Below are 18,690 nucleotides of genomic sequence, written 5' to 3'. Positions count from 1 at the left end.
TGCCCGGTGCCGACGGCGCCCAGTGCGTACCGCCGGTCGGCGCGGGAGTTCGGTCAGCCTCCGTGCTGGTGCCGACCCCGCCAGCGGCCGCGCATGTGGTCGACCACGACGGCCTCCGCGGGCACGACTCCCATAGAGCACGGTGGATGACGGAGTCACGGTGGAGGGTAACGGATCGACCGATCTCGGGAGTTGAACGCATGATCTGGGAGGCTGTCAGACGATGACTTCGGGTTCGGTCACCGAACCGACGCACGCATCGAACGTGGCTGGTCGCCCCCGCGGCGCGGCGCGGCCCCCGCGGCTGGCCGGGCGATCGCCCGAGGGCCCGACCGAGGCGGCAATCTGGACCCACGGGCTCGGCAAGCGGTACGGCGACCGGGTGGCGGTGGACCATCTCGACCTCCAGGTGCCGCGCGGGACGCTGTCCGGTTTCGTCGGCCCGAACGGGGCCGGGAAGTCCAGCACGCTGCGCATGCTGCTGGGGTTGATCCGCCCCACGGCGGGCCAGGGGTACGTGCTGGGCGCGTCGATCTCCCATCCGGCCCGCTACCTGGGCCGGGTCGGGGCGATGATCGAGGGCCCGACGTTCCATCCCGGGCTGTCCGGCCGGCGCAATCTGGACCAGCTCGCCCTGCTGCGTGGGATCGGCGGGCGGCGCCGCGCCGATCGCGCGCGGCGGGTCGGGGAAGTCCTCGCACAGGTGGGCCTGACCGAGCGAGCCGACGACCGGTTCACCGCCTACTCCCTCGGGATGAAGCAGCGCCTGGGCATCGCCGCCGCTCTGCTGCCCGATCCCAGCCTGCTCATCCTGGACGAGCCGACGAACGGCCTCGACCCGGCGGGCATCCGGGAGATCCGCGCGCTGCTGGGTCAGCTGGCCAGCAGCGGCATGACGGTCTTCATGTCGAGCCATCTACTGACCGAGGTCGAGCAGATCTGCGATCATCTGGTGATGATCAATGGCGGGCGGATGCTGTTCCAGGGGCACGTCACCGACCTGCTCTCCGCCGAGGATCCCCGGATCCTCATGGTGCCCGAGCGGGACGACGACGCCCGCCGCCTGGCCGGGCTCCTCGGTGAGACCGGCCTTCGGGTCGAGATCGACCTCTGCCCCGGGCCGTCGTGCGACGCGGGAGTCGGCGAACGCCATCCGGTGGTGACCGCCCACGCCCGCGAGGGAGTGGCCGCGGACCTCAACCGACTGGCGATGCGCGCCGGCATCACCCTGCGCTCGCTGCGCACCCATCGGCCGAACCTGGAGGAGACCTTCCTGCGCGTCACCGGCGAAATCGACGGCGACCTCGTCCGTTTCGGTCGCACCCCGGACGGCAGTGTGCCCGCCGTGGGAGCCGGGCTCGACCCGGCCCAGAGCCGTGGAGGTGCCACATGATCACGGCTTTCCGCGCCGAATGGGTGCCGCTGTTGCGGACCCGGTTCCTGCTCGGGACGCTGGGGGCGGTCATCGCCTCGGCCCTGCTCGGCACCGTTCTGACCTTCGTCTCGGTGGGGCACAACGACTTCGATGGCGACCCCGTCACGGCCAGCGGGCTGTCCGCCGCGAACGGCGTCGCGCAGGGGGTGCAGGCGGTCAGCATCCTGCTCGGCGTGGTGGCCCTGTCCGTCGTCGCCGCGTCGCTCGCAGGCGACCATGCGCACGGGGCCCTGCGCAACCAGCTCGTCGCCCAGCCGCACCGGCTCCGGCTTCTCGCCGGCAAACTGCTGGCTCTGGCGGCGTTCGTGGTCCTCGTCATCGCCGTGGCGACCGTGGTTTCGGTCGCCCTGTCCTTCGCGCTCGCGCCGCTGAAGGGGGTGTCGACGGCCGCCTGGAGCAGCGCGGCGGGGCTGGCCGAACTGAGCAAGAGCTTTGTCAACCTGTGCGCCGGATCGCTCGGCTACGCCGCGCTCGGCGCCCTGGCCGCGATCGTCTTCCGCGCGCCTGCCGCGGCGATCGCGGTCGCGGTCGCCTACGCGCTGCCGGTGGAGATGCTGGTCACGCGCATCTACGGTCCCGCCCGGGCCTGGCTGCCGGTGCAGCTGATGGAGGCGATCGCCACCGGTGGCTTCGCCGTCGCCACGCCCTACGCCGACGCGCTGCTGCGCGGGCTGGTCTACTGCACCGCGATGGTGCTGGTCGCCGTCGTCCTCTTCTGGCGCCGGGACATGACCTCATAAGGAAACGTTATAAGGGAGCGTTATAAAGGAAGGTTGCGTCAGGGAGCCCAGCGCAGGTGCTGGGTCCGTTCCGGGTCGAGCTGTTCGGCCCGGGGAAGCCAGCGCAGCGGCTGGGTCAGCTCGGAGTCCGCCGTGCCGGCCGCTGTGGTCAGGGGCCCGGCCGCGGGCCGGCCGGTGCCGCGGCGGCCGTCGACCGGGAATTTCCCGTTGAAGATCTTGCGGAGGAAGGGTGACCGCAAGATGACGAAATGGTGGATGGCCAGGGTCACGCCGAAGGTGAGGGCGGTGACCAGGAGCATCTGCGGCCAGCGGAGGCTCGGGTCCAGCGAGAGCAGCGTCGCGATGGCGTAGATCCAGAAATAGTGGAAGAGGTAGACCGTGTAGGAGGCGTCGGAGAGGTAGCGGACGGCGGGCCGCGGACCGGGGACGAGCCGGCTGGCAAGGGCGAAGAGCGTGGCGGTGATCGCGATGGTGAAGAGGGTCCTGCTGAGCACCAGACCGGTGGATGAGGTCAGCACTCCACCCCAGTCCTGATTGGCCGCCAGCAGCAGGACGCCGGCCACGGCGAGCAGGATCGGCGCGGGCCGCTGAAAGGACGGCAGGATTCGCCGCCGATCCAGGTAGAGGAGCACGCCGAGGAGGAAGAACGGCAGGAAGTCCAGCGTCTCCTCGACCGGGAGGTCGAGGGGATCGGAACCGATGACGGGAGTCACCGCGGCCCGGTACCCGCCGCGGATGAGGATGGTGGTCACGATGACGAGTGAGATGATCGTGGCCATGACGCGCAGCCGACCGGTGGTGGCCCGCCGGTAGAGGGAGCTGGCCACAAGGCGGGATATGACGCTCACGGCCGCCGGGGTGCACAGCGCGTAGGCGAGCAGCACCATGAGGAACCACAGCTGCAGAGGCCAGCGCAGCTCGCCCACCGGCTCGGGGACGATGTTTCCACGCAGGAAGTCCAGGAACGAGACGTCCGGGTTGTGGAAGTTGTAGCTCAACCAGAGCGCGGTGGGATTGAACAGGACCAGGGTGCACAGGAATGGGATTCCCACGCTGGCGAGCCTGCGATGCACGGTGCGCGACGGCCCATACTTCCCGACGAGCATCGCGGAGAGGAACCCGGAGATCAGGAAGAAGTCCGCCATCCGGAAGAGGCCGGAGGCGTAGGCGATCCCGTGGAAGAACGGGTCGTCACCGAGCGTCGAGGCATGCACGAAGACGCCGCCCAGCATGAAGACGGCGCGCAACGCGTCCAGGTGGTGGTAGTGCCCGCCCGGAGCGGACGGCGCCGCCTTTCGCCCCACGATTCCTCCACCAAGGCTGCCGGACCGCTCCGAGCCCCTACGGGCGACGCCCTCCGGTGAAGACGTGGCAGGCTTACATCGTACGTATCATGAATGATACGAAACGAGAGGATTGCCCCGAGCTCCCAGGGACCCCGAACTCCCGGAGCTCAGTGCCCGAACACGTCGGAGTCGAGGGCGTCCGCCTCCCCCGCGGCGCCCCGGTCCAGTCCGGAGATCGCGGCAATCTCCTCAGCGGAAAGCGTGAAGTCGAAGACGTCGATGTTCTCTGCCATGCGCCTGGGGCTGGCCGACTTCGGCACCACCACGATGCCCAGCTCGATGTGCCAGCGCAGGGCGACCTGCGCGGGGGTGCGCTCGTGCGCGGCGGCGATCCGCGTGATCACGGGTTCGTCGAGCAGCCCGGTGCCGGCGCCCAGCGGGCTCCACGCCTCCGTCACGATCCCCTGCTCCGCGTGGTAGGCGCGGATCGCGGACCGGCCGAGTCGGGGATCGAGCTGGATCTGGTTCACGTCCGGCGCGACACCGGTCTGGGCCAGCAACCGGTCGAGGTGGGTCGTCTTGAAGTTCGACACCCCGATCGCGCGCACCTGGCCGTCCTTCAACAGCTCGACGAGCCCCTTCCAGGCCTCGACGTACCGATCCCGCCACGGGTTCGGCCAGTGGATGAGGAGCAGATCGAGGTAGTCCAGCCCCATCCGGCGGGTACTCTCCACGGCGGCCCTGCGCACGCCGCGGACGCTGTGCGAGCGTTTGTTGAACTTCGTGGTGACGAACAGCTCCTCGCGGGGCACGCCGGCGGCGCGTAGTCCGGCGCCCACTCCCTTCTCGTTGCCGTAGTTGTGCGCGGTGTCAATCAATCGGTAGCCCAGCCCGAGCGCCTGTTCCACCACCCCCTGGACCTCCCGGTCGTTCAGCGGCCAGGTTCCGAGCCCGAGCCTGGGCATCCGGGCACCGTGCGCGAGCGGGACGGTGGGGACAGGCGAAAGCACCACGGGCGTAGGACCTCTCTGGTACGAAGATCTGGTACGAAGAGATGCCGGGCACCCGACCGGATCCGCGCTCCGGCCGGCCTTCGAGTATCCGGGCGACACGGCCGCGATGGATGTGGTACCCACGTCGGCGAGCGAGACCCGGGGAAACGGGTCCGAAGACCCGGAGGGCAGACTGCCAGCATGAGCACCGCCAGGGACGACAGACTCGCGGTACGGCTACCCGAGGATGAAGCCGAGATCATCCGCTCGGCCGCGGAGGGTGAGGGCCTGTCCCTTGAGGACTTCGCCGCCGAGGCCATGAAGCGATACGCGCGAGAGGTTCTCGCCGACCGCCGCCTGTTCCGCGTCCCGGATGCCGACTGGAGCAAGCTCGAGGCGCTGCTCGACGCGCCGCCGCCGGACTCCCCCCGGCTGCGCCGGCTCCTCGACGAGGAACCGGGCTCGGAGCAGCAGGAGTAGCCGGAGTACCCCGCCACCTCTGCCCGCCTCCCGATCGGCCGACCAGTCGACCGGCGATCCCGACGCGGTCCGACGCGGCCCCAAGAAAGGATCCTACGCAGTGCCCCTCGCCAAGCCCGCGGCCCTGTCCGAGGGCCCGGACCGGCTCACCTTCAACAGCGGTGACGACCTGCTCGACGGCTGGCTGCGCCACCACGCCCTCGAACACCAGCAGGACCGGACGACAAACACGTTCGTGATCGTCGACGCTACCCGGATCGCCGGCTACTACTGCCTGGCCACCGCGGCCCTGGAACGGATCCCCGGTTCACGCCGGTGGTCGCGCCGGTCCACCGAACCCGTTCCGGCGATGTTCGTGGGGCGGCTCGCGGTCGATGTCCGGTACCAGGGCCGCGGGCTCGGCGCCCAACTCGTGCGGGACGCCGTGATGCGGTCGCTGACCGTCCATCGCATGGTCGGAGTGCCGCTCCTGCTCGCCCACGCGATACGGCAACCCGGCCGGGCGTTCTACCGCCATCTCGGCTTCCTCGGCACCCACGTCGACCCCTACCTGCTCGCGCTGCCGCTACACGCCGCCGCCGGCGGGGGCTAAGCATCGCCGGCCGCCGCAGGCCCCGCCGAACGCCGCTGGCCCCCGCTGGCCCCCGCTGGCCGCCCGTCACCTACCCGTCACCGAGCAGCACATCCAGGTTGACGCGCAGCAACCACTGATCGAGCTTGAACGGGGGGTACGGCCAGGGCAGGCCGTCGAGCAGCAGCTGGTTCACCGGGAGCCACAGGCTGCGACGGCGGGCGTCGACCGCGCCGCGGCGCACCCCGACATACCGGGTCGCGGGGCCCCGCAGCCTGCTCAGCCCCACGTCGATCGGCCGGTCGGTGCGGAAGGTCATCCGCGTGCCGCGCCCCGCCGGCCGCACGACCTGCACCAGGCCGTCGAGCCCGGCGAGCAGCACCGCGCCGGTGGCCGGATCGAGGGTGATGCTGCGCACCAGCCCACCCCGGTCGGTGCCCGCGACCAGGTAGTCGGGGCGGTTGGCGATGCCCCAGGTGTCGACCGGCCAGTTGCCCGTGGCGGGGGCCCGGGTCACCAGGCCGCGCTCCCCATCGATCTTCGGGTAGACGGCGAGGGTCTCCGCCCGCAGCCCGTCGGCCTTGGTGCGGGCCACATACAGGGTGCCGTCCGCGCCGAACACGGCCGACTCCATCCGGGAGCCGTCCTGAACGGCGCGCACCGCCGTGCTCCTCGGGCTGATGGTGCCCCGCGACGCCGAGTAGGAGAACTCCTGCACGGGGAAGGGCTGGGCCCGGAAGTCCAGCCCGCGCACGTCGCTGATCAGCACGAACCGTTCGTCATCGGGTTCGCTGGTGGGATCGGCGACGACCTCCCGCGGGTTCACGACCAGTTCGAGGCCCAGCGGGCGGACCTGCGGGTACTGCCAGTGCGCCCGCACCCGGCCGGCAAGGTCGACGACGAGCAGGGCGCCGTTGTCGGTGCCGCCGACCCCGGTCCCCAGGTACTGGGCGATGACCAGGTGCCCGCTGCGGGGCAGCCGGGCGATCGAGGACGGCCCGCGCGGTGAGCGCGGCTCCAGCGGCGCGAGCACCGGGAAGGCCAGCGCCGCCACGTGCGGCGGGGCGGTCCCGGCGAGCTGGGCCGCCGTCCTGGACGCCGTCCGGTCGTAGGCCCACCGTCCGCCCGGGGAATCCCGCCGGAGCTGACCGATGCTCGGCAACTCGCCATCGATGGAGGTGTTCCAGCCGAAGAAGGGCATCAGCGAGACGAAGACCACCCGCTCGGTGCCGTCCGGACCGGGCACGACGATCACGTCCGAGATGTCCCCGCCGCCCACACCATGGTAGTTCGGGTCGGCCCGGGGCAGGCTTGTCCGGCCCTTCGTTGAGGGGATCACCAGGCGGGTGAACCGTTCGGCGGCCGGCTCGAAGATCTCTATCTCCATGCCCGTGCCGGTCAGTTTCGCCTGGTCGTCGGTGAACGGAGTCGTCGCGAGGAAGACGGTGCCGTCCGCGGCGACCGCGGACAGAAAGGCGGCCTGACCGGGGCCGAAGCCCCAGCCCGGCACCCCGGCAATCTCGATGGCCGACCGGTCGTCGAGGTTTCCGAAGGTGCCGGGTGCGCCGTAAATGGTCAGCAGATTCCCGGGCAGGCCCGCCACCGCCCCGGCCGGCATCGACGGCCCCACGGTGACCCCGCCGACTGGTGCCGAGGGTCGGCTCAGCGGCAGGTCACCGGAGGATGTCGGACCCGAGGACGAGGAGAGCAGGCGCGCGGCGACGAGGGCACCGGCGGATGTCGCGCCGAGGCCCACGGCCGTCGCAAGCAGGCGGCGGCGAGTGACGGCGAGCGGCGAACGCACCGACCCCGACGACCCGGGAGAAACGGGAGAACCGGGCTCACCGCCGTCCGCGTTCGGACGGGTCTGGGCTGGCATCAGCGGTGGCCTCTCCGCGCGGGGTGGGCTGGGACTCGTCGGGCAGAGGAGCTCCTCACACCCGGGCCGGGACCCCCTCGCCGGGTTGGGGGTTGGGTAGCCCCATATCCCCCGCCGGCCGCCGGTGCGTCTCGGCGACCCGCGCCACCCGGCGGTCGGCGTGATGCAGCTGGACCACGAGCAGGCCGACCGCGAGTGCGGTCACCGACTCGGCGGCGAGCGCGGCGGTGGCCGTGGCCATCGATCCGCCGCCGGCCGAGACAAGCGCCCCAGCCGTCGCCACCGTGGCGACGGCGAGCACGCCGACGACCCGGCGCACCCCGGCGCCGAGCAGGTACGTGGTGAACATCAGGGTGACGGCCAGCAGGGTCATGCTCAGCGCGAGCACCGACAGCGCGGAGGCGGCGGCGGTGAGATGCGCCCCGAAGACGAGTCCGATCAACCACTTCGCCGCGAACAGACCGAGCCCGGCAAGGAAGAGCCCGGGAGCGACGACGAAGACCAGCGCCACGACCAACGTGCCCCCGGCGGGGCGTCCCTCCTTGCGCCGTCGTGCCGCCTCGGGCAGCAGGAAGTTCGCGACCGCCAGCCCGATGAAGACCGGTACCTTGCAGGCCGTCGAGATCGCCGCGTAGCCGCCGACCCCGGAGGAGCCCAGCCAGCCGACGATGACGACGTCCATGTTCTGCAGCAGGGCGAGGGGGATCAGCGCGCCGAGGGCGACGGTGGTGTCGGCAATGACGCTCTGCCGGGCGCTGGCGCGTGGCGCCGGGATCGGCAGCGGAATCGGCCCGGTGGCCGGCGGTGTGCCGTCGTCAGGCAGCACGGGCGCCCCGCGCTGGGACACGGGCGCCCCGCGCTGGGACGCGGGCGGGCGCGGCAGCCGCGGGGTGCGCGTGACGGCCCACCGGGCGTGCTCGGCGCCGACGACGACGCCGAGCACGATGCCCAGGCCCGCGCCGTTCACCCCGAGCCCGCCCAGCACGAGCACGATCACCAGGCCGATCCGGACGAAGCCCTCGACCACGAAGTTGACGGCGAGACGCGGATAGGCCCCCCTGGCCTGCAGCAGGCCGCGTTCGACGCACAGCAGCGTCCACAGCGCGGCACCGATGGTCGCCTCGGCGATCGCGAGCGGATGCGGATAGGACATCAGCGCGGCCACCGGCCGGCACAGCACCACCGCGACGATCGCGGAGATCGCGATGCCGACGCCGCAGGCGCCCCGCAGCCGCCGGATCCAGGACCACTGCTCGCGCCGGGTGCCCCCCGGGCCGGACGTCTCGTGCTGCACCACGGCGATCAGCAGCGCGTTACCCGCGACCGAGAGGATCAGGAAGATGCTGACCTGCACCGACACGGCGCCGTAGGAGTCCGGGTCCAGCGACCGGGCGACGATCAGGTTCATCAGCAGGTTGCACCCGTTGACGAGCATGCCGGCGACGGCCAGTGCTGCCGGACCGGCCAGCAGGCCCGTCACAGCCTCACGCGAGGGCTTCGCCATCAGTCTCCCCACCGGGAACGGGACACGTCGAAATCACCCACAGCGGAACACCGGCCATGGTAGGTGGTCGACGATTTTCCGACATCGGTAGGTTGCAGGCGAACCTTGCAGACGAACATGGTAAGCCCTGGCGAGCGGAACGAAATGGAAGGAATGCCACCGGTGACGGGAAGTCCCAGCGTGACGCCCCCGGGAGGATCGACACACCTCGGAGGGTCCCGGGAGCGCCGGTACCTGCCCACCCTCGCCGGCCGGCACGTGGTGTTCCTCAACTGGCGGGACCGGGAGCATCCGCAGGCCGGCGGGGCGGAGTTGTTCTGCCAGTCGATCGCCGAGCGGTTCGCCGCGGCCGGTGCCCGGGTCACCCTGCTGACCTCGCGGGCCACGGAAGGTGAACGCCCTGGTCCGCCCGTCGCCGAGTCCGTTGGCGGCGTCGAGGTGCGCCGCGGGGGCGGTACCTTCGGCGTCTATCCATCGGTGCTCGCCCGGCTGGCCAGCCTGGGCCGGGCCGGGCACCGCGTCGACGCCGTCGTCGACTGCCAGAACGGGATCCCGTTCTTCAGCCCCCTGGTGCTGCCGGCGAGCACCCCCGTCGTGCAGGTGCTCCACCACGTTCATCAGAAACAGTTTCCGTTGTACTTCCCCGGGCCGGTCGCCCGGGTGGGGCAACTGCTGGAGGCGCCGGGCAGCCGGTGGGTCTACCGGCGCCGGCCGGTGGTGGTCGTCTCCCCCTCGACCCGCGCCGAGGCCCGTGACATCCTCGGCCTGCCCGGCCCGCGCTTCCTGGTCCCCAACGGGGTGACCACCTCGGCCGCCGGGGCCGCCGGGGCCGCCGGGGCCACTACGTTCACGGGCCCGGCTGGCGGTGGGCCCGCAGGCTCGGATGGCGGCCCCGCGACGGCACCCACCATCGTGTGCGTCGGCCGGCTCGTGCCGCACAAGCGGCTCCACCTGCTCCTCGACGCGCTGCCCGCGCTGGTCGGGGCGCATCCCGGGCTCACCGTCCACATCGTCGGCGACGGCCCGGACCGCGAACGGCTGACCGCCCGCGCGGTCGCCCTCGGGCTGACCACTACCGGTGCGGTGACCACTACCGACCCGGGGGCGGCTCCGGGCTCGGGAGGCACGACCGACCGGGACGGTGACGCCGTGCGCTGGCACGGCTACACCGATGCCGCCACCCGCGACCGGCTGCTTTCCTCGGCCTGGCTGACAGTCAACCCCTCGCATGGTGAGGGCTGGGGGCTGTCGGTCCTGGAGGCCGCTGCCCTCGGGGTGCCCGCGGTGGCGTTCCGGGTCCCGGGGCTGCGCGACGCGGTCCGGGACGGGACTACGGGATGGCTGGTCGACGAGGGCGAGCCGCTGGAGAAGACCCTCGACGCGGCGCTAAGGCTACTGGCCGAGCCGCCCGCGGCGGCCGAGCTGCGCGCGGCGGCCCGCGCCTGGGCGGCCGGGTTCACCTGGGACGCCAGCGCCGAACTGCTGGCCCGGGTGGTCACCGCCGAGATCGACCGACTGGCCGACCCGGCGGCGAAGCGGGCCGAAGCAGGAGAACAAGGCCGCGCGCCGCAGCGGGGTCGGGGACCGGATCGGGGCCTGGAGCGCCGGCGCCGGGACGATGACCTCACGCACGCCCGTTTCACCCTGCCGGTCGGCACCTCCCGCCCGGCGTTGCGCCGCACGGACCTGGTGTACCGGCCGGATCCGACCGGCCCGGAGATGATCGCGCTCCTCTACGGCGCCGGCCCCGCCGCCGCACGCACCGCCCTGACCCGGGCCGGAGTCGGGGTCGGCGCGCTCGCCGACCTGCGGCTACGCCCGGCGACCGGCGAGGACCTGCTGTTCGCGGCCAGCCGTGACCTGGCGGCATCTCCCCCGGATCCGGGTCCCGGTCCGATCCCGACCGACAACCGGGGCGATCAGGCGAAGGCCGGAGCGCGACGAGCAGCCTCGAACATGCTTTCCACGGAGCTAGCGGGAAAACCAGGTGACCGTTGATCGGGACGGTACCCAGGGGGCTGACACGAAAATAAGGTGACCGGTGCGCTCAGGCTGCGGAGGTCTTCGGGGTCATCGGCGGACAGCGGCAATGCGCCGACGATCGTCGCGGCCGTCAGCCGCTCACCGGATAGCCGCCTCGGCCGCGGGTCGCCGGGTGATGCACAGATCGGCCCGGGCCAGAACGGCCGGCATGTTCCGGATCGCGTCGCGGTCCCGATCACGGTCCTCTTCGGTCAGCTCCTCCCAGTCCACCATCGACGGGTGACGCTTGTCCGGGCCGAGGTCCTCGCGCACCGGACCGTAGGAGTAACCCTGCCGCTCCTTGTGCTGCCGCCACCGGTCGTGCTCGGCCCGGGCGAGCTCCTCGACCTCGGCGGCGGACAGCGAAAACGGATCGACAGCCGGATCGACGTCCTGCTCGGCCGGTGTGCACACCCAGCCACGGTTACGCAGCACCGTCTCGTAATGAACCGCCTGATCACGGTTGGCTTCCCGCAGCGCCTCGGAGAGCTCCGCCCAGGGCCGCAGTCCGGGCCTCGATCCGGCCGCGTGCCGTTTACCGAGCTCATGCTCCAGATAGCGGTCGTGGATCGCCCGCGCCAGCTGCTCCACCAACTCCCCGTCGCCCAGGACCGACGGCGTGCCGCCGACGCCGCCATCCCCGCCCACCGCATCGGCCCAGGCCGGGCGCGAGGCCCCGATCGGCCGTAGAGCATCCACGCGGACTCCACGCACGGCACGCCTGGCTGTGATCATGACCGGATGTCTCCCTCAGGAACAGACGGTGGACGACGTCCGAACAATCGGCGCCACGAAAACGCTAACCGAGTCCCTTGCTGTCGGTATAGGGATTGCGAGTCCTATGCCCGACATCGGACCCGGCTCGGGCGCCGAAGTGGGCGCCGGCGCCCGAGCCGGCGGGACGGTCCCAGGCCCGCCCGGCCAACGCGGCCAGCACCGCCGCCAAGGCCAAGGCGCCGAACACCTGGACCAGCGGCCCGAACGCCCCCTGCCCGGATCCGGGCTGGCTGCCGGGCTGCGCCGCCACCCCGATTCCCGCGCCAATCATGGCGACCGCGGCGCAGCGGCCCCCCGCCGCGGGCCAGCGCCGACCGACCAGGACGAACACCGGTACGGCCAGCGCCACCGGGCCCGCCACCAGCGCCACCGCCAGCATGGCGAGCACCGTCCACCCCACACCGGCCACCGGCGGGGACACCGTCGCCCGGCCCAGCCGGCCCAGCCGGCGCGGCCTCAGCAGCGCCGGATAGCCGTTCTCGTCGGATCGTGGCCGTAGCCGGAACCGGGCGGGCAGCACGGCGAGCACGACCAGCACCACGACCAGCAACAGCCCCACCACGAGGTTGCGGCGGTATTCCGCACCGGGCGCGTTGTCGATGACGATCGTGCCGCCGGTGCCGGCCGGGACGATCCAGCCCTGCTGCCAGCCGTCGAGGCGCAGCGGGGTCAACGCCACGCCGTTCAGCTTCGCCGTCCACGAGGAGTTGGCGTTCTCCCGGACGGCGAGGAAGGCGCGGTCACCGGCGCCGATCTGGACCGTCCGGTGCTCCGCTGTCCACTCGTGCACCGTCGTCGCCCGCGGCGTGGCCGCGCTCACCTGGGCGCCCGATCCGACCAGCGCGATCGCGTCGACGAGGATGGAGGTCGCTCCCTGGTCGACGCCGAGCAGGTGCGGCCCCGCCGAGAGCCGCAGCGTGCCGCCGTCGGTGCACAGCGACACCCGCACCGGCCGCACCGAGGTGACGTCGCTGTCCCGGCCGGAGATCCGCAGGGGGTAACGGGTCCCGTCGACGACCAGGGTGGGGCCCTGGCCGCAGTCGACCAGCAACGGAGTGTCACCCGCTGGGGGTGTCCCCCGCGGCGGGGGGATGAAGCTCGCCGAGCCGCTCATCGTGAAGGTCATGTCCCGGGGCACCTCGAAGCGCCGGGACAGCGCCAGCTCCTCCGAGCCGCCGAACGGCTGCGCCGGGTCGACCCGCTCCCGGGCCATCGAGAAGGCGACCAGCCCCCCGTCCGGCGCGGCGAAGCGCCGGGCCACGTCGGTGGGGAGCTGCGCGTAGTGGCGGAAGGTGACCCCGGGGATGGTGATCTCCCGAATACCGGCGCCGAGGGTGTCGTCGGTCTCCTGGCCGACCCGCGCGAACGTGATGCGGTACCAGCGGCTCGGCCCCGCTGGGACGGCGAGGCGCTGGATGTCCTCCACCGGACGCACCTCGGTGACCACCGAGCCCGCCTCGCTGGACACCCGCAGCGCCTCGACGGCCGGCCGCCACGAACCCTCGGACAGCAGCCGCACGTCGAGGTAGGGCACGGTCATCCGCCGGCCGGCATCGAGCTGGATCCACTGCCCGGCCGACGTCGTGCCCTTCGTGCGCTGTGCCGTCCACGCGGTCGCGGCGAAGCCGTCGACGGCCGCCGGTGGCGCGAGGTCCGGCGCGGCGAGTAGGTCGTAGCCGTAGGAGGACGCGGTGACGGACATGCCGCCGACGTAGCCCGCGACCGTCTGGTGGCCGGCGACGTCGGCCTCGGCCCACTGGTGGGGCTCCCCCGTCTTGCCGACCGCGGTGCCGGTGGGCCCGAGGAGGTACGAAGCGGCGTCGTGGACGAGTCCGAAGGTGCTGTCGCGCCGGGTCAGGGTGTCCGTGTCGACCCAGGCGGTCGTCGGGCCGATCACCTCCCCCGGCGCAACCTTGATCGCCGCCGGGCTCGTCGAAGACGCCACGGCGGCGGACGGATCGGTGCGATCCGCGGCGAGGTCCGCGGCGAGCACGGCGGCCCGGTCGCTGCTCAGCAGGCCCTGCCCGGCGAGCTGCACCGTCGCCTCGGGGCCGCCGGAGACGACGACGGCGGTGTCCGCCGGGTAGGAGCCGACAAGCTTCGCGCCGCCCGGGACGGTCCAGACCTCCAGCGCGGGTACCCGCGCGGTCGGGTTACGCAGCTCCGGGACGAGCCTCTCCTTCGCCGAGGCGCGCGCCGGCACCTGCGGGCCGAACGCGGCGGTCAGGGTGAGACCGGAGGAACGCAACGCCCGGTGGAGCTCGTCGGTGGACGGGGGGACGTCCCAGTTCTTCTGTTCCAGGTCGTTGCGGAGCAGGATCTGGCCGATCCCGGCCCGGGCCAGCGCCGGGGCGAGGCCCGCGGCGGACCCGGTGGCGAGCTGGTGCTCGATGCCGTCCATCAGCCGGGTCACGCCCGTGCCACCGAGCGGGATCAGGCCGCGGACCCCCCACGGCGTGCGGGCCAGCCACTGCAGCGGCTCGTCGAGCGGCCGGCCCCACTCGTACTCGGCGAACGGCGAGCCGGGCAGCACCAGTGCCCGGCCGTCCTGGGGATGGGCGGCCAGCCAGTCCGCGGCGGCCACCCAGTAGTCGGGCACCCGGGCGAACGGCCGGGGCTGCAGCGCCCTGCCGGCGAGCGCTGGCGTCATGCCGCAGACCAGCGCGGCCACGGTCAGCACGACGGGGACGTTCACCGCGACGGTCACGATCATGTCCGCGGTCCTGCCGTGCCGGCGGGAAGCCCCGCGGGTCGTCCATCTCCGCACACGGGCGGTGAGACTGACAGGTCGGACCGTCAGGGCGTGCGCGATCCCCAGGGCTATCGGCAGGCGCACCACCGGCTGGAACTTGTAGACGTTGCGCAGAAAGCCCAGCTGGTCACCGAGCAGGTCCCGCACCACGCCCGCCAGCGGGCTGCCCGGATGCCCCGGATAGGCCGCAGCCACCGAGACCGTGCCGGCGGCCAACGTCACCAGCAGGAACCGGCGGGCGGGCAGATCGGCCCGGGACAGCCCCCACAGCCCGATCGCCGCCACGGCTGCCGATCCGATGATAGGCACCGGCCGGGACACGTACTCGGTGGCGGCCGGCAGCCAGGGCCTGGGTAACTGGACATACGCCAGCCAGTCCGTCGCGCCGCGCAGGGCTTCCGCCACCGACGTCGTCGCCGTGGTCGTCTGGGCGGTCTCGGTGAACGCGAGGAAGTTCAGCCCGTAGCGGCCCTGCACCATCAGCGCCAGCAGCCACCAGGCCGAGGCGAGGATGACGGCGACGACCCACCAGGCCCGCAGCGCCCAGGCCCGGCGGGTGCCGCCGGCGAACACAAGGACCGCCGCCGGACAGAGCAGGACGCACAGCGTGACCGTCGCGTTGATTCCGCCGGTGCCCAGGATGGCGAGTCCGGACAGGGCAGCCGCCCGTCGCGGGGACAGCCGCCGGCCCGGGTCCAGGGCGGGATCGTCAGCGGCATCGACATCATCGACGGCCGTGGTACTGGTGGTGGCGGCCGTACCGGTGTCGGCGCCGAAGGCGCCGTCCGGACGCAGCGCGAGGATGAGCGGCAGGGTGATCCACGGGAGCATGGCGGCGCCCGCGAGCGCCACGGAAGTCGCCCCGATCTTGCCGAGGAACATCGGGGACAGGGTGTAGGCGAGTCCGGCCAGCACCCGGGTGCGCGGTACGCCGAGCCGCAGGGCCTCGGCCAGCCGCACGACCCCCCAGGCGGAGACGGTGAGGAGCAGCGCGATCCACAGCCGCTGGGTGACCCAGGCGGGTATCCCGAGCAGGTCACCGGCACCGAAGAACGGTCCCATCGGGAACAGGTAGCCGACGTACTGGTTGGGCAGGTAGCCGAACTCGGCGAGGGAGTTCCACAGGTGGGTGGCCCGCCCCATGAAGCCCCACGGGTCAAGGGGGACGTCCAGCTTGGTGTCGGCGGTCAGGTTGCCGGGGGCCTGGAGCAGAAAGAGCACCATAAAGCCGGCGGCCATGCCGAACAGGGGCCGCCGTGACGTCCGCGTGTCGCGGCGACGCGGCGACGCGGCGACGGCCGGGGCTGCGACGGCCGGGGCGGGTGACGGCGCGCCGAGGCCCTGCGCCGTCGTGGGGGTGCCGGCGGCGGGGGAAGGGATCGCTTACTCCAAAGGATAAGGATGGGGTCCGGTTCGCCGGACCTTCATACAGCCTTCCGAGGCAGCGGAGTCACACCACCCAGGTCCGCGGGCAGGCGCAGGGGCTTCTCGACGCCCCCCACGGCCGCCGTGAGGACGGCGGGCGGCGGCCCGGCGGTCACCGGTTCCGCGGGGGCCGGGACGCTCACGGCAGAAGGCGGGACTCGGACCTGCGCGGCGGGGGACGCCCCGTCGCCCGGACGAACCGGCGCTGCCGCGGCGGCGGGCGACTGCACCGTGGGACGCGTCACTACGAGGCCGGGAGCGGAGCGGTTCAGGTACCGCCGGGCGCGCATCACGTCGACGAGCATCGCGGGGGTGTGCCGGGTCACCCGGAACGTGCCACCGGGTATCTCCGCCCATCGGACCGGGACCTCGGCGATCCGGTAGCCGATCGACCGGGCGATCGAGAGCACCTCCACGTCGAAGCCAAATCCGGAGGAGCGCGCAAGGCTGAACAGCAGCTTGGCCTCGGGGCCGCGGAAAGCCTTGAACCCGCATTGGGTGTCGGCGACGTCCAGGCTGGTCAGGGACCGGGTGATCTGGTTGAAGGCCCAGCTGCCGACCCGCCGGCCACTGCTGCGGACCGCACCCGCCCCAACCCGGCGCGATCCGAGCGCCACTTCGGCGTGCTCCAGCGCGGCGAGGAGCAGAGGAAGATCATTGACGTCGGAGGCGCCGTCGGCGTCCAGGAAGGCGATCGACTCACCGTGCGCGGCCGACACCCCCATGCGGACCGCGGCGCCCTTGCCCGAGTTCCACGGCAGCCGCAGGACCCGACCACCGGGCAGATCCGCGAGCAACTCCTCGGCGATCGCAGCGGTGCCGTCCGTACTGCCGTCGTCAACCACAATCACCTCGGCACCGGGGATCCTGTGCATGACCGAGATCAGCGGGGGTAGCGAGCCGGGCAGGCGCATCGCCTCGTTGTAGGCGGGGATGACAACGCTCACAGGCACGCGGTCCAAGACTCACTCCTAGGCCGCGACGACGGAGCCGATGACTGAAGCCACCGAGGCGCAGCGGTTGGTGACGGCCGATCGAGATCAGCAAACAGTTTTAGGCGTTCTACCGAAACGCGGCAAAGTATGCATGCTAGAATTTCCTTTTGTTTCATTTACTGGCAATGTGACACAATGGGCATCTCTTGAGTACAGGTGGACATCTATTGAGCGTACGTTGGACTATCAGACGTTCATCTGGCGATGTGTAGCATACGGATGAGGCAGAACAGCTCGGACAGGGGGTGGCCGATCCCCCGGAGCGCCTCGGATCATCCTGGATCGGACGGTCGGCCAGGTCGCGGTGCGGCGACCCGGCGCCCGCGGGCGTGCACGCTGCGGAGCAGAAAAACGCGGCAGGCGGGCCGGCGGGGGACCAACCGCCGACACCGGGTACGGATTTGCGAACCGTGGATCGGCGACGCCACGACGATTCCGGGGCCCGGCGTCGACCGGACCGGACCGGAAACGGTCGGGCTGTCGCTGTCGGGCGACCCGCCGGTAGCACCCGGGACGGTGAACTTCCGGAGACCTTCGGAAATGGAAGGATGGAGATCAACCTGTCGCGGGGGATAACCGCGCACCGGCGGATTTCCGACGTCCACCCGCGTCACGAGGCCTCCCCGAGCGGCCCGCTTCTGGGATGATCCACCAAGGGTTCCGGCCAGGGCGGATGGAGGAGCCATGCCACGACCCGAGCGCGCAGGTCGGGCCCGGTCGCATGCGGCCGGGGCGGGCGAGGCGGACGCGCAGCTGCGCGGTCTCATCGATGCGGGTCGCAGCAAGCTGCCCCCGAGAACGGCGATGCGGGCCCGCGACGCCGCCCGGCCCACCGACGCCGACCTCGCCGAGGCCGAGCGATCGGTGGTACTGCATCGCGGATCACGCCCCGCACCGGCGACCCCGTCGACCAGCCCCACCGACCCGGTCCGCCGCGGCGGCCCCAGCAGCGCCGGAGCCGGTCGTGCCGAAGCCAGCAGCGCCGGAGCCGAGAGCGCCACGACCGACCGCCGCGGCCGGGGTGCCCGCAGGACCCGCCGACGCTCCGACCGCGGATCCGCCGGACCGCATGAGAGCGGCCCTGCCGAGACCGGGTCCTCGAAGAACAGGTCTCAGGAAGCCGACGAGGCCGACCCGGGCACCGACGGTACGTCCCCGGTCCGCTCGTAGGCCGAGAGCATCCGAAGCCGCCGCACGTGTCGTTGCTCCCCGCTGAACGGCGTGGTGAGGAAGACCTCGGCGAACGTCAGGGCCGCCGTGACGGTGTACATGCGCGCGCCGAGGCTCAGCACGTTGGCATCGTTGTGCTGGCGGGCCAGCGTCGCCGTCTGCTCGCTCCATGCCAGGGCCGCGCGCACCCCGGCGACCTTGTTCGCCGCGATGGCCTCCCCGTTGCCCGATCCCCCGATGACGATGCCCATGCTGCCCGGTTCGACAGCGGTGGCGGCGGCGGCGGCGAGGACGAACGGAGGGTAGTCATCGTCGGGGTCGTACTCGACAGGACCATGGTCGACGGGCGCGTGGCCCAGCTCCACCAGACGCTCGGCGAGCGCCTCCTTCAGGTGGAAGCCCGCATGGTCAGATCCCAGATGGACACGCATGATGTGTCATCATGCCCGATCACGTGAGGATCGGGTCCTGGTCCCAGGTCCGTTTGAGCTCGTGGAAGCCGGGGGTAGCAGCGACGAGCAGAACTCCGTCCCAGAAGACCGCTTCGGTCGCGTCCGCGGGCAAGGGTACGGACGTGGGTGTGGGTGTGGGTGTGGGTACGAACGTGGCCGCGGGGGTGTCGAGAGTTTCGGCGCTCATGTGGTCTCCTCGGTCGACGGCAC

15 protein-coding genes are annotated in these 18,690 nt (G+C 72.1%); 6 read left to right on the top strand and 9 right to left on the bottom strand.

All coding sequences use genetic code 11. The features are described 5' to 3' along the window. Positions 1-223: 223 nt before the first annotated feature. Both FRANCCI3_RS05880 and FRANCCI3_RS05875 read left to right on the top strand, forming a co-directional pair. A complete protein-coding gene (locus tag FRANCCI3_RS05880; RefSeq protein WP_011435621.1) occupies positions 224-1,393 on the top strand; it encodes an ABC transporter ATP-binding protein in 1,170 nt (389 codons plus the stop codon). Continuing rightward, the gene (locus tag FRANCCI3_RS05875) at positions 1,390-2,175 is read left to right on the top strand and encodes an ABC transporter permease subunit (protein ID WP_011435620.1); all 786 of its coding nucleotides are present in this window, start codon (positions 1,390-1,392) and stop codon (positions 2,173-2,175) included. Before FRANCCI3_RS05880 ends, FRANCCI3_RS05875 begins: the two co-directional genes overlap by 4 nt. Positions 2,176-2,213: 38 nt before the next feature. Here the strand turns inward: FRANCCI3_RS05875 and mdoC are convergent, their stop codons facing one another. Both mdoC and FRANCCI3_RS05865 read right to left on the bottom strand, forming a co-directional pair. Beyond that, positions 2,214-3,479, bottom strand: a complete 1,266-nt coding sequence (mdoC, locus tag FRANCCI3_RS05870) for a glucans biosynthesis protein MdoC (RefSeq protein ID WP_011435619.1) — start codon at positions 3,477-3,479, stop codon at positions 2,214-2,216. Between the two features lie 149 nt (positions 3,480-3,628). Continuing rightward, entirely contained in the window at positions 3,629-4,426 is a 798-nt protein-coding gene (locus FRANCCI3_RS05865) for an aldo/keto reductase (RefSeq protein ID WP_082456648.1), read from the bottom strand. A gap of 228 nt (positions 4,427-4,654) precedes the next feature. On the opposite strand from FRANCCI3_RS05865, the gene FRANCCI3_RS05860 reads away from it, so the two are divergent. After that, positions 4,655-4,933 (top strand): DUF1778 domain-containing protein, encoded by a 279-nt coding sequence (locus FRANCCI3_RS05860; RefSeq protein ID WP_011435617.1) that lies wholly within the window; start codon positions 4,655-4,657, stop codon positions 4,931-4,933. 100 nt (positions 4,934-5,033) lie between these two features. Then, positions 5,034-5,525: a GNAT family N-acetyltransferase gene (locus FRANCCI3_RS05855; RefSeq protein WP_011435616.1), complete on the top strand. Its 492-nt coding sequence runs from the start codon at positions 5,034-5,036 to the stop codon at positions 5,523-5,525. Between the two features lie 70 nt (positions 5,526-5,595). On the opposite strand, the gene FRANCCI3_RS05850 is transcribed toward FRANCCI3_RS05855, so the two are convergent. Beyond that, positions 5,596-7,383 carry a hypothetical protein gene (locus FRANCCI3_RS05850; RefSeq protein WP_236701469.1) on the bottom strand — a complete coding sequence of 596 codons (1,788 nt, stop codon included), beginning with the start codon at positions 7,381-7,383 and terminating at the stop codon, positions 5,596-5,598. 55 nt (positions 7,384-7,438) lie between these two features. Further along, positions 7,439-8,887 (bottom strand): hypothetical protein, encoded by a 1,449-nt coding sequence (locus FRANCCI3_RS05845; RefSeq protein WP_011435614.1) that lies wholly within the window; start codon positions 8,885-8,887, stop codon positions 7,439-7,441. A gap of 180 nt (positions 8,888-9,067) precedes the next feature. Between FRANCCI3_RS05845 and FRANCCI3_RS05840 the strand changes: the two genes are divergently transcribed. Next, entirely contained in the window at positions 9,068-10,885 is a 1,818-nt protein-coding gene (locus FRANCCI3_RS05840; protein WP_011435613.1) for a glycosyltransferase family 4 protein, read from the top strand. Positions 10,886-11,008: 123 nt separating this feature from the next. On the opposite strand, the gene FRANCCI3_RS05835 is transcribed toward FRANCCI3_RS05840, so the two are convergent. The 3 genes from FRANCCI3_RS05835 to FRANCCI3_RS05825 form a co-directional block, all read right to left on the bottom strand. After that, positions 11,009-11,608, bottom strand: coding sequence for a RyR domain-containing protein (locus FRANCCI3_RS05835; protein ID WP_232234888.1), 600 nt, complete (start codon positions 11,606-11,608; stop codon positions 11,009-11,011). Between the two features lie 100 nt (positions 11,609-11,708). Further along, complete coding sequence (locus FRANCCI3_RS05830) at positions 11,709-15,677, bottom strand: DUF3367 domain-containing protein (RefSeq protein ID WP_011435611.1); 3,969 nt, start codon at positions 15,675-15,677, stop codon at positions 11,709-11,711. A gap of 185 nt (positions 15,678-15,862) precedes the next feature. Beyond that, positions 15,863-16,816: a dolichyl-phosphate beta-glucosyltransferase gene (locus tag FRANCCI3_RS05825; RefSeq protein ID WP_235463053.1), complete on the bottom strand. Its 954-nt coding sequence runs from the start codon at positions 16,814-16,816 to the stop codon at positions 15,863-15,865. Positions 16,817-17,542: 726 nt separating this feature from the next. On the opposite strand from FRANCCI3_RS05825, the gene FRANCCI3_RS05820 reads away from it, so the two are divergent. Beyond that, positions 17,543-18,028: a hypothetical protein gene (locus tag FRANCCI3_RS05820; protein WP_023840457.1), complete on the top strand. Its 486-nt coding sequence runs from the start codon at positions 17,543-17,545 to the stop codon at positions 18,026-18,028. On the opposite strand, the gene FRANCCI3_RS05815 is transcribed toward FRANCCI3_RS05820, so the two are convergent. Next, on the bottom strand, positions 17,971-18,459 hold the full coding sequence (locus tag FRANCCI3_RS05815) for a ribose-5-phosphate isomerase (RefSeq protein ID WP_011435608.1): 489 nt from the start codon (positions 18,457-18,459) through the stop codon (positions 17,971-17,973). The genes FRANCCI3_RS05820 and FRANCCI3_RS05815 overlap by 58 nt on opposite strands. Positions 18,460-18,478: 19 nt before the next feature. After that, a complete protein-coding gene (locus tag FRANCCI3_RS27840; RefSeq protein ID WP_023840456.1) occupies positions 18,479-18,667 on the bottom strand; it encodes a hypothetical protein in 189 nt (62 codons plus the stop codon). Positions 18,668-18,690: the final 23 nt, after the last annotated feature.

Origin of the sequence: Frankia casuarinae (genome assembly GCF_000013345.1) — a bacterium.
Lineage (GTDB): Bacteria > Actinomycetota > Actinomycetes > Frankiales > Frankiaceae > Frankia > Frankia casuarinae.
The sequence above is the reverse complement of the archived record's forward strand: the minus strand, read 5'-3'. Positions and strand labels throughout refer to the sequence as shown.